The sequence below is a fragment of the Tomitella biformata AHU 1821 genome (assembly GCF_000524475.1).
Taxonomy (GTDB): Bacteria; Actinomycetota; Actinomycetes; order Mycobacteriales; family Mycobacteriaceae; genus Tomitella; species Tomitella biformata.
In genome coordinates, this window is sequence record NZ_BAVQ01000027.1 from 18,667 (window position 1) to 30,245 (window position 11,579).

General features: G+C 62.6%; 4 protein-coding genes. All 4 read left to right on the forward strand.

All coding sequences use genetic code 11. The annotated features are described in order from the left end of the window. Positions 1-9 precede the first annotated feature (9 nt). A complete protein-coding gene (locus TBIF_RS25385) occupies positions 10-1,716 on the forward strand; it encodes a hypothetical protein (protein WP_148302232.1) in 1,707 nt (568 codons plus the stop codon). Then, entirely contained in the window at positions 1,713-8,063 is a 6,351-nt protein-coding gene (locus tag TBIF_RS10630) for a DEAD/DEAH box helicase (protein WP_500805014.1), read from the forward strand. The genes TBIF_RS25385 and TBIF_RS10630 overlap by 4 nt, the downstream gene beginning before the upstream one ends. Continuing rightward, positions 8,064-10,289, forward strand: a complete 2,226-nt coding sequence (locus tag TBIF_RS10635) for a 3'-5' exonuclease (RefSeq protein ID WP_024794788.1) — start codon at positions 8,064-8,066, stop codon at positions 10,287-10,289. A gap of 65 nt (positions 10,290-10,354) precedes the next feature. After that, positions 10,355-11,527: a PDDEXK family nuclease gene (locus TBIF_RS25390; RefSeq protein ID WP_200182822.1), complete on the forward strand. Its 1,173-nt coding sequence runs from the start codon at positions 10,355-10,357 to the stop codon at positions 11,525-11,527. Positions 11,528-11,579 lie beyond the last annotated feature (52 nt).

Sequence of the window (11,579 nt, forward strand, 5' to 3'; positions counted from 1 at the left end):
GGGAATTTCGTGAGCATTCCGTCCATCCCGGGATACTTCAATAGGTCATCCTCCGACTCACTCGACTCGCTCTGGATAAGACCGCCGGGCAATTATCCAGAAGCCCTGTGGCCTCACGACGACCTTAGTGCCATCCAACCCAATCCAACAGAGTGGATAACAGTATGCGAACATTTTTACTCTGAGAAAAAACACGGAGGTCGCGGAGCAGTTCTTGTCGACTCTGATCGAGCCGCATATGCCATCGCCAAAACTAACTGGATCGGACGCTATCTGGGTGAGGTGTCAGTCTGGGATAGCGGAGGTTTTGACGATGGAATATCAATCGTTGAAGATAATATTTCCGTACGATTTCTCGTCGAAGTGCAGTCTCCAGCCGGGAGCAGCCAGCCAGTGGTCTACATATGCCCATCATTTCTGTGGTACTGGGACGCCTACCCAACCGATAGTGGGTGGTCCTATCTTAATCGCGCAGGCCGAAGTCAAGAACTTGTTCGTTCTGATGTAAAGTCCGATGCATGGTCGATTGGTATTCGAGCACTAGAACTTCGGCAATTCCTATTTTCGTCAAATCAATCTGCAATAATTCAAGTCGATTACGTGTCCAGCTTGAATTCAGAAGATTTCGAGCGGTATGATCAAGAATTTAAGAACGAATGGGCCCATTTCAATTGGTTTGCAACTCCGGAACATTCAATCCGAGAACGAGAGTCTCTATCCGGACTCATGGGACAATACGTAATTTCCCCCCTGGATAATCATCGACGCCCTCGATCACAAGAAAGATCCGAAGAGCGAGACTATCCGGATTTCTGCTACGGGATAGATAGCAAAACTGGACAGAAGCTGAAGCACACGTGTGATCCAGATAAGCTTGGCACATATTTCGATAAAGATCAGTCCCGTCTGCATTATCTCACAACTGTTCACTTCACAAGAGACGTCCTTCAGCGCTATGCTTCTGAGCCAACAAAATACCGGCTGAGCGCGACTCGGCTCGAGTGCTTAAGCCTCTGGGGCCTAAGTCTTGGAATTAATAGTGCGGGCCTAGTAGAGGTCTACTTGGGCGATATTGGCCGCGACCTTCCCTCTGACGAGTGGGGGCACTGGCTCTCCTGCAACGTAGCTCCTTCGGGCGCGATGGACGAAGGTAGGTTTCGTAGGGACTTCCTGAATCAATGGGCCAGCTCCAAAGATGTGATGGGAGATCTGCGCCGGGCTCGGATCCGCGCGAATCACGCAACGCAAAAGTTCTTAAATACACCGATATGGCGGGATCTTACTGGAGGCATTGAGTCTGAATTTCAATCCTTAATAGGGCCGCTATCGGACGATGAATCAAGCCTAAATATGCCGATCTTGACGCTGACTAAGTCAATGGTTGACTCAGTTAATCCCCGGCCACTGAAAAAGTTCCTCAACGGAGCTGATCCAAATGAAAAGTCACTGAGCTTACTCAAGAGATTTGGCGATAATCTCGGGGATAAGTCCGACTGCACTTCAATACTCCGCGCACTCCAAGGATTTCGAAGTGCAGGCGGCGTCGCTCATCTTTCAGGCTCAGGAAGTACCAAAGCAGCGAACAATCTTGGAATCGTCGGAATGACGACCCTGGAAGCGTTCGAATCAATCGTTATTAGGATTACAGCATGTTTGACGCTACTCGCTGATCTGATGGAAAAAGTTGCGGCCGTAAACAGTGATGGAGAGCCATGATGGGGGCGCTCCTGCCAACCCTCCAGGCCGCACACCTTCGAGAGGGCCTGACCGACTACTTGGCGACGACCTTCGCTCTGACGGATCCTGATGCCCAGGGAACCTTGTCGGACTTCGTCGGTGATCCCGAGAATGGCATGTTCAAGGGCCCATATGTCCGCCTGCGCCTCCCGTTTGCACCGGCAGGCGGAAATTGGTCATCACATTTGGACTGGCGGCCCAGCGGCTTCTCTCCCTACGGGCACCAGGCAGAGGCCTTCAAGCGTCTATCTACCAAGACCCGCGACCGCCCTCAGCCGACGTTGATCACCACCGGCACCGGCTCCGGCAAGACTGAGGCATTCCTCTACCCCATCCTCGATCACGTCCTGCGCGCAAAGAAGGCCGGCGTCACCGGCATGAAGGCGCTCATCCTCTACCCAATGAATGCCCTCGCCAATGACCAAGCCGAACGGCTCGCGCGGCTGATCACCGAGCACCCGGAGCTGTCCGGAGTCTCCGCCGGCCTCTACACCGGCGAGCAAGCTAGCGGTGGCCGCACCCTCGTGTCCGAGGACGGCCTGATCACCGACCGCAAGCTCATGCACGATTCCCCCCCGGACATCCTGCTGACCAACTACAAGATGCTTGACCACCTACTGCTCCACCCCGACCGCGCCGCCATGTGGCGGCTGTCCGCCGACTCCCTGCAATACGTGGTGCTCGATGAGTTCCACACCTACGACGGAGCCCAGGGCACCGACGTCGCGATGCTTCTCCGTCGTCTCGGCCTGACCATCAAGTCCTATTGGCCCGCAGATTTCTCCGCCACGGCCGAGGACCGAGCCCGCCCGCTCGGGCGCATCACCCCCGTCGCTACGTCTGCCACCCTCGGATCCAAAGATGATCCCGTCGCAATGTTGGAGTTCGCCCGCACCGTATTCGGTGAGCGGTTCGACAAGACCGCTGTGATCGGCGAGACCCGTCTTACCCCTGCCGAATGGCGTGCCGACGGTGACGCGTCAATCAACCGCCTCTACCGTCCTATCTCTCCCTCGGCGACGGACGCGGTGGCGCAGCTTGATGCCTTGGCCGAGGCCTCTGTGGGTAACGCGACGTTAACTGCCGCAGTGCTGGCGACCATGTTCCAACGCGCCGACGACCTCGACAGCGACCCGCAGCTGACCGGCGCGGACATGCGAATCCTCTCGCCCATCGAGCAACTCAGTCTGCTCAAGGCCCACCCACTGGCAGTCAATATTGTTGATCTTGCTGTCCGCGCGGTCTCCATCGCTGACCTCGCCGATCGAGTGTTTCCCACCGGTCCGGGGCGGGATTCCGGCCGCACTCAGCTCGACCAGCAGCGCTTCCTCGACTACTTCTTCGCGGCGCTCTCGCACTTGCGTGCCGAGATTGGTCGCACGGCGCTGAATGTCGATGTGCACCTGTGGATTCGCGAGCTCTCGCGCATCGACCGCGCCGTCGCGTCCATTACGTCCTATCGCTGGTCCGACGACGGGGTCGCCGCGGACGACGAGGAGAGTTATCTGCCGGCGATCTACTGCCGGCACTGCGGGCGCTCGGGATGGGGAGCGCGTCTGAGCCCCACCGGCAGCACGCTCGACGTCACCGACGACGCGATCCGCCGCGATCACGCCACGGGCGCATCGGGTTTCCGCGCCCTCATCTCCGCGCCCGCCGAGGCGCTGCTCAACCCCGCAGCCCTCACCAGCCCCATCGAGGGGCTGCGCTGGTTCCGCGTCTACGATCGTGAGTTCACCGACACTCCGCCCGCCGCAGACACCACCGAACAACTCGAGGGCAAGACCCTGCCGGTCCTCATCCTCACCGGCGAGGACGTCGAGAAGCATTCCCAGAACGACATGTGCCCAGCCTGCGGGGCCGATGACGGTATCCGGTTCCTCGGCAGCGCCGTCGCGACCCAGCTCTCGGTGACGCTGTCGAACCTGTTCGGCGACGCCGACCTCGACGCCGACGAGAAGAAGGCGCTGATGTTCACCGACAGCGTGCAGGACGCCGCGCACCGCGCGGGCTTCGTCCAAGCACGCTCACACAGCCTGAGCCTGCGCTCCGCACTGCGCAACACCATCGGCCCCGAGCCCATCCCCCTGCCCGAGCTGTGCCAGTCCGTCATCGCGCGCGCCGGCGAGGATCCCGTCCGCCGATACCAGCTGCTCGCCCCGGACATCGTCGACCGCGACGAGTTCTCCGCGTTCTGGCGCGCCGACGCCGCCGCCAGCCAGCGCAGGGCCGCGACCGCACGTGCCCTCAAGCAGCTGCAGTTCGACATCGACCTCGAGTTCGGACTCCAATCCCGCCTCGGCCGGACGCTCGAGCTGACCGGCAGCGTCACAGCGGAGGTCAACCTCGGCTCCGCAGAACGGTCCGCCCGGCTCGGATTAGCTGCTCTGAACGCGACAGAGCATCAGATGACGTTCGACGCTCCCACTCCGTCGGCCATCGCCCATTGGGTCCGCGGTACCGTCGAGCGGGTCCGCACCCGCGGCGCGATCGCGCACCCATGGCTGCAGACCTTCATCGAGAAGGACGCCAACCGCCGGTGGGTGTGGGGCGGGCGCCCCAAGGGTCAGGGCATGCCGGCCTTCCCGAAGGGCCGCCCCGCCCCAGCATTTCCCGCCGTCGGATCCCGCACCGTGCCGGAGGGCTTCGACGCGATCACCGCGCCGTCCTCCTGGTTCGCCCAATGGGCCTCCCAGTGCCTGAACGTCTCCCCCGTGGACGGCGGATTCCTCGCGAAGTCACTGTTCTCGGTGCTCGCCGAGCAGCGCGTGCTCTCGGCCATCATCACCGACACCGGGCTGACCGCCTACGCGCTGCCGCCCGCGGTGGTGCAGATCAGCGCGCCGACGCTGGAGAACCTGGCCGGCAAGCGGCACCTGTTGGTGTGCGATGTGTGCCAAACCCCCACACCCGGAACCAGTGTGGTGATCGACGAACTCGACGGCGCGCCCTGCATGCTTGTGCGCTGCCCCGGAACTCTGGCCCGGGCGGAGAAGAAGGAGAACTTCTACCGCAAGCTCTACGGCTCCTCGGAGATGAAGCGAGTGGTCGCCCGTGAGCACACGTCGCTGCTCGACGCGCAGACCCGGCTCGGTTACGAAGCCTCCTTTAAGCGGGGCGGCAACACCGACCCCCAGGCCCCGAATGTCCTGGTGGCCACTCCCACTCTGGAGATGGGCATCGACATCGGAGACCTCTCCACGGTGATGCTCGGCTCGCTGCCGCGCACGGTCTCGTCATACCTGCAGCGAGTCGGGCGCGCCGGCCGACTCACCGGCAACTCCCTGGTCCTCGCGTTCGTGCGGGGCCGCGGCGAGCATCTGCCGAAGCTGTTCGATCCCATCTCCGTGATCCAGGGCGACGTCCGCCCGCCGGCCACGTACCTGACCGCGGAGGAGATCCTGCAGCGCCAGTACGTGGCACACATCGTCGATCAGCTCGCCCGCGACCCGCAGACCATCGCGCCGCGCGATGCCCGCGGGGTGCTCGGCAGCTTCGACGAGGGCACCTGGATGGCCCGTCTCCTCGAGCTCGCGGATACCCAGGCGTCCACGCTGCTCGACGGATTCCTCGACCAGTTCGACGCGGTCCTCGACGAAACGACTATCGACTCACTGCGGACCTGGGCCAGTCCGCAAGACGCCGATGAGCCGAGCGGGCTCGTCACCGACCTGCGCTCATCCGTGCACCGCTGGAACCGCGACCTCGCCGAGCTCACGACCCGACGGACCACGGTGGAGGAGGCGATGCCGGAGTTCGAGAAGCGCGCGGACTCCCCCGCCGCCACCGACGACGACAAACGCGACTACCGCGCGGCCAAGGGCAGCTTCAAACTGCTGGGCAAGCAGATCATCGACCTGACCTCCGACTACTGGATCTCGGTCCTGGAGCGCTACGGGGTTCTGCCCAACTACACGCTGCTCGACGATTCCGTCACCCTCGACGTCGGCGTCACCTGGATCGACCCGGACACGTTCGAGTTCCTCGGCGATTCCCTGAGCTACCAGCGCGGCTCGCGCGTCGCGCTGACGGAGCTTGCCCCCGGCGCGACCTTCTACGCGCAGGGCCTCGCCGTCAAGATCGACGCCGTCGACCTCGGGGCCGGCGAATCCAACATCCACACGTGGCAGATCTGCCCGCAGTGCGGCTGGATCGGCGCCCACACCGCCGGGGCGAATGCCGAGCCCGTCGCCGCTTGCCCCCGCTGCGGCACCACCGCCATCGCGGATGTCAGGCAAAGCCTGTCCGTAGTGGAGATGGAGCGCGTCTCCGCGGAGGTGCGCCGTGACGAGGCCACCATCAGCGATTCCCGTGACGACCGGCAGCGACAGCAATTCACCGTGGCGATCGCCGCCGACATCGATCCCGCCAACGTAGGCCGTTCCTGGTTCGTGGAAGGCCGCGAGTTCGGTGCGGAGTACCTGCGCCGCATGGATATTCGCTGGCTCAACCTCGGCAAGGGGAATTCGCAGGGCAAGCAGCTGATGGTCGCCGGCCAAGAGTCGTCAACCGGGCTCTTCCGCGTCTGCGCGTCATGCGGGCAGCTGGACACCGCGGCCGGCACCAACAGCCGACACGAGCATCGGAGTTGGTGCCGCCACCGCAATTCCACCGCCGAACACGTGCGTGCCATTGCCCTAGCTCGCACCCTCCGCACGCAGGGCGTGCTCCTGCATCTGCCCCCCTCGATGGAATTCGACAGCTTCGCCCACCCGAGTTTGAGCGCCGCGGTGCTGCTGGGGCTACGCCAGGTGATCGGCGGATCCCCCGAGCACCTGGACGTCGCCACCATCAGCGACGCGCTGCGGGCGCCGGAGCGTCGGGCATTGCTCATCCACGACACCGTGCCCGGCGGCACCGGATATCTCACCGAGTTCGCCGACCCGGCCAAGGTCTGGGCGGTGCTCGATGCCGCCCGCACCATCGTCCGCGAATGCCCCTGCCGGGAGGAGGCCCGCTTGGCCTGCCACCTGTGCCTGCTCCCCTTCGCTTCGCCGCACGAACTGGACAAGGTGTCCCGCAGATCCGCGCTGACCTACCTCAACGAGATCCTCGATGCCGGCGAGCATTCCGCTCCCAGCTTCGACGAGTGGATGGACTCGATCACCGAGGAAGCACCGCCCGCCACGCCGGCCAGCGATGAGTCGTTCCTGGAGAAGGACTTCTACAATGCGTTTGTGGATCGGCTGCGTCTGACCGGCGCCGCTGTCGTCGAGAAGCCTGGCACCTACGGGCCGTCCGCGACGATCACGGTGCACGGGCTGCGCACCCGCAAGTGGAAGCTCACGCCGCAGGTCTCCCTCGGCTTCGTCAAACCCGATTTCGTGCTCTCCACACCTGGACTGCCGGAGATCGCGGTCTTCGCCGACGGGCGCCGCTGGCACGCGTCGATGGAGAACAACATCGTTCGCGAGGACGCCCAGAAACGCGCCGATCTCCGCACCGCCGGCTACCTCGTGTGGTCCTTCAGCTTCGACGACGTGCAGCGGTTCAAGACCGGCGAGGACCAGCTGCCGGCATGGCTCGACCAGCAAGCCGCGGACGTGGTCGTGAAGAACTTCCACGTCCGCCCCGCACTGTTGAAACTGCTGTCCAAGGATCCCGTCACCCAGCTCCTGGAGTTCCTCACCGCCCCGGACCTTGAGGATTGGGAGAAGTTCAGCCGGTGGATGCCCTATCTCTTCGTGCGGGGGAACAACCGCCAACGTTCACAGGTGGAGTCGGTGCTCGAATCCACTCTCGACTCCATGAACGGACTTCCTCCCTTCGCCTCCAGCGGCGCCGACATGTGCTGGTCGCTGACCCAGGGCCACATCACCGTCTCCGCGGGCACCGCACCCAACAGCGATCGCCGCGCCACCGCGGTACTAGCCCTCGATGATGACTCCGTAGCGCTCGAGTCTCACGATGGCAGGGACTGGAAGGAATGGCTCCGGCTGTCGAACTGGCTGGGGCTCAGCGGACAGCATCACATCACCACCCGTCAGCTGCTCGAGTCCGGCGTCGGGGCCCCGGTTCCCAAGCCCGCCGACCAGCCCGACGCGCTCTCCCCCGAGTGGCAGGCGCTGCTCGCAGAGACGGTCTCCGACGCCGAGCGCGACCTCATCCGCGCGCTTGCCGCGCTGACTCCGGCAGTGCCGCTCCCCAAGTTGGGCCTAGAGACCGATGGCGGCGAGGTCCTCGACCTCGCATGGGAACATGCCAAGATCGGTGTGGCCTTCGCCAATAGTGACGGCGCGGACAATACGATGGCCGACGGATGGACACTCTGCGCGCCCGATGCGTCGCGGATTCTGGAACTACTGCAAGCGAATGGGGTGCTGTAAGTGGCGCATTTGGTGATCGCGACGAATACCAAGGCGATGCCGAAGCTGGACGGCTCCATCAAGTCGAAGGTGCACGACTTCTTCGAGAAGCTCAGCTCCGATGACACCAACCCCAGCCTGCACATCGAGCCGATCAAATCCGCCGTGGACCCCCGCGTCCGCACCGGTCGAGTCGACCTCAAATACCGGGCCATCCTGTTCCGCATCGATAACAAGCTCGGCGGCGATACCACCTATATCTATATGGGCACGTGGATGCACGACGAGGCCATCGATCTCGCGAGAAAGTCGATGCTGCGCGTCAACCCCATCAACGGCACGCTCGAGGGCATCGTCGGAGAGCTCGACGGGAACAGCGACCGCAAGAAACGCGTCGTGGTGCCGGACTTCGACAACAAGCTCAACCGCGCCGTGGCGGAGGAGTCGGTTCCGTTCCTCGTCGGCATTGGCTACACGCTGACGGACCTGACCGACAAGCTGGGCCTGGACCCGGCCATCGCGGAGCTGGCGATGAAGGCCGCCGACGACAACGAGATCATCGACATCGCCCAGCACGCCGTCGCGTGGGAGGGCAGCGCGCTCCTCGATCTGGCCACCGGCATCAGCATCGACGATATCCGGGACAAGCACGCCTTCGACGACGAACCCATCGACACCTCGCTCGACGATGACGAGCAGGTTCTCAAGGCCCTCGAGCGGCCCGCTTCGAAGATGCAGTTCGCGTACATCGAGGACGACGAGGAGCTGCGCCGCGTTATCGAGGGCGGCGACTTCGCGGCCTGGCGCACGTTCCTTCATCCCGAGCAGCGCAAGTACGTCGACGCCAACCGCAACGGGGCGTTCCGCCTGTCCGGCGGTGCCGGCACCGGCAAGACAGTCGTCGCCATCCACCGGGCCCGGCACCTGATGTCCCTGAACCCCGACGCCCGGATTGTGCTCACCACCTTCAACAAGACTCTGGCTTTGGGCTTGCTGAGTGACCTTCGCTCCCTCGATCCCAACATCACGGAGGCGAAGCAGCCCGGCGACCCCGGCGTGTATGTCCGGGGCATCGATGCGCTGGCCAAGGCTGCCCTGGATCAGGCCGACGACTCCGGCCCCGCCTGTGAGGCAGTCTTCGGCACCGCATTCGAGTTCGCCGGCCGCACGAACAGCGATGCGGTGTGGCGGGAGGTGTCCCAGTCCGTCGAGACCGACCTGCCCGCCCACCTCAAGGCATCATCGTTCTTGGAACACGAGTACGTTGCGGTGGTTCTCGCGAACCGCATCACGTCACTGGAGCAGTACGCGAGGATCGCGCGGCCCGGCCGAGGAGTCCGGCTCAGCCGGCCTCAGCGGATCGCAGTGTGGAAGCTGGTCGAGGCTTACCGCCGGCACAACCGGATGGAGGGCACTGTCAGCTTTCCGGAGGTGCTGGCCCTGGCCGCCGAGCACCTGCGGCTGCGCGCGGAGTCCGGGGTGGGTGCCGCCGCCGACCACGTCATCGTCGACGAGGCCCAGGACTTGCACGCCACGCATTGGGCGCTGCTACGCGCACTAGTCGCGGAGGGGCCCAACGACTTGTTCATCGCGGAGGACTCGCACCAACGGATCTACGGCCAGCCGATTGTGCTCTCCCGCTTCGGGATCAAGATCGTCGGCCGGTCCCGTCGTCTCACGCTGAACTACCGCACCACCGCCCAGAACCTTCAGTTCGCCGTCGGCATCCTGTCCGGGGCCGATTACCAGGATCTGGAGCAGTCCGAGGAGTCGACGGCCGAATACCGTTCTGCCCGAACCGGCCCCACTCCAGTGCTCATCGAGTGCTCATCCGCAGGAGACGAACTGGACCGTGTGGCAGCGCAGATTTCCGAGTGGATTGCAGAGGGTATCGAGCCGTCCACCATCGCGGTGCTGACTCGCGGGCAGAGTGATCGGGACCGATTCGTCCGGGCCCTGGGTGAACGCGGAATCGAGGCGCGGGCACTGGACTCCAACCCGGCCTCCGCTGGTCATGTGCAGGCCCTGACGATGCACCGGTCCAAAGGCATGGAGTTCTCCCGGGTGGTCCTTGCGGGGGTGGACGACACGCATGTGCCATCCGCGGCGACACTGCGGTCTGTGCCGGAGGAAGAGCAGGCGGAGGCACTGCTGCGGGAAAGGTCGCTGTTGTATGTGGCGGCGAGCAGGGCGAGGGATGAATTGGTGGTGACGTGGAGCGGGACGAAGTCGGCGCTGCTGGGGTGAGTACGGCCCAACCTCCGAGGCCTCACACGAATGCAAAATCAACCGGCCAATGGGATTCGCTGGGTATGGAACACAAACTGATTGGATCTCAGATGCGCGCAGAGCGACAGGTTTTCAACGTTGAGGGGACTCGGGTCCACCCTCTGACACTTAGCCAACTGCAGAAACACAACATCAAAGAGGCTGATCTCGAAAGATGGGTCGTCGAGAACCCGCAGATATTGGGGCCCGGCGTACAAATTGTCGCAACTCAGTATGACGAGTGGTCGTTAGATTCGGGTGAGCGACAAAAGTCTCGACTGGATATCCTCGCAGTGGACCCGTCCAGTCAACTAATAGTCGTGGAACTGAAACGAGAATCTGACTCGAAGATCCATTTACAGGCGATTACCTATGCCGCAATGGTCGCATCCTTTGATCAGGACACGCTCTCCCGCGCCCACGCAGATTGGCTAAACCTACAGAACCCTGAGCAGAGTCCTATCACCCCCGAGAATGCTTGGGAAGAACTCGAAAGAGCGCTCAACAGGGAGGAGGCGCTCGATCCTTCAAAATTCTCGCGCCCCAAGATTATCCTCATCGCCGAGTCCTACGCACCCCAGGTTTATACAACAGTCAAATGGCTCACCTCAACCGCCAATTTTGGCATTGACATTGAGATTCATATCGCATCCCTTTTCAGTGCGACCGTCGACGACAGTGCCCAGCCAGAGATCCTGTCCTTGACATTTCAGCGTCAGTTCCCGGAGGAGAGCATTGAGGACCGAATTCTGAGTGCCGGACTTTCCGATGAAGCGATCGATCCGATCACCAACCAGATTGCCAGAGAGAAGCGCAGCCGGAATTCAGTGGAAATTATACGTAATTTCAACCTCGTTGAAGATGGTCAGCTCCTACACCTTAATCTAGGAACATTCGCCAACGAGTACGAACGTTCCGCAGTAGATCGGTGGATTGCCGATAACTCACACCGGGGCACCGCTATCTGGAGCACCAGCGGAAATGCAAATCTACGGTGGTCAGCAGATTCAAATCCGGACACCCCCTGGTCCCCCACGGGGCTGGCAAAGCACATCATCAAGCAAGCGACCGGAGGGCCCGAGAAACAATCCATTCAGGGTCCCAGCGTGTGGTGGCGCGACGAGAGGTCACTCTCTGGAATTGCCACCGATTTCCAAAAGATGACGTCCCCGAATACTGAGACACCCAGACCTCCGACCTCACCTACATCGTATTGATTTCGATCGACGAAACACTGCTCGAAATAGAACTAAGACTCGATTCAATCGA

Excerpts from the sequence above, each read along its gene's own strand:
- TBIF_RS25390 (WP_200182822.1), top strand. The coding sequence starts at position 10,355 with ATGGAACACAAACTGATTGGATCTCAGATGCGCGCAGAGCGACAGGTT.
- TBIF_RS10630 (WP_500805014.1), top strand. The coding sequence starts at position 1,713 with ATGATGGGGGCGCTCCTGCCAACCCTCCAGGCCGCACACCTTCGAGAG.